Origin of the sequence: Pseudomonas sp. R62 (genome assembly GCF_000257605.1) — a bacterium.
Lineage (GTDB): Bacteria > Pseudomonadota > Gammaproteobacteria > Pseudomonadales > Pseudomonadaceae > Aquipseudomonas > Aquipseudomonas atacamensis.
The window spans coordinates 1-828 of sequence record NZ_AHZM01000916.1 but is presented as its reverse complement, the minus strand read 5'-3'; the positions used below and the strand labels follow the sequence as shown (position 1 = coordinate 828).

Sequence of the window (828 nt, the reverse complement as noted above, 5' to 3'; positions counted from 1 at the left end):
GATTTCCTGCTGCAATTCCACCGCCCGGGCGGTTTTGTGGCCCTGGCGGTTTTTGTTGTGGGTGAGCTGGTTGCGTTCGCGGTTGAGGGTTTTCAGGTAGTCGCGTTCGCGCAGCACTTCCTTGATCGTGGCTTGCAGCGCCGCTTGTTCCGCCGGGGTGGACACGGTGAAGGTCACGCCACTGGTTCGCGCGGCGTCGAAGACGCGCAGGCGCAGGGCTTTGGGCAGGCGCTGGAACAGCTCGTCGAGGTCGGGGATTTTCTCGCCGGCAAGATCAAAGCCTTCCAGCGCCCGGCTCAGGCCGAGGTTCAGCGCCGGGCTGTAGGTGTCTTGCACGGCATCGGCGAGGACGCGGCTGTGTGCGGGCAGATCGTCGAGGGCCGGCAGCTGCGGCTGCTCGATGCTCTGCAATTTGGCCAGCCAGTCCGGCAGGTTGTTGAACATCGCCATGCCGGCGTTGAACAGCGTTGAATATTGCCCGGCCTGCTCGGTCTGCAAGCGCAGCGGCAAGGTGTAGAACAGCGGGCGGGTCAGTTGCGGGTGTTGTTCGAGGTAATCGAGCATTTGTTCGTTGGCCGCATCGCTACGGCCGATGTCCTTGAGGCAGGCGTATTCGCTGGCGAAAGCCTGATCGATCTGCACTTGCCCGTCGAAATACCACGCCGCGCGATGGAAACGCCCGGCGCACAGCAGTTGCGCGCGATCGGCGCTGATGCGTTCGAGCAGGCGATTCCAGCGGCCCAGGTTGTCGCGATGACTGTTCAGCACCTCGTCCATGGCCGGGCGGTCGATCAGGTCATTGATGCCGCGTTTGCCGCTGAGCAGCGG

Annotated in this window: 1 pseudogene; it reads right to left on the bottom strand. The window is 63.6% G+C overall.

What is annotated here, in order from left to right:
• Window positions 1–828, bottom strand: a pseudogene (locus OQK_RS01095) (toxin VasX); the annotation flags it as partial.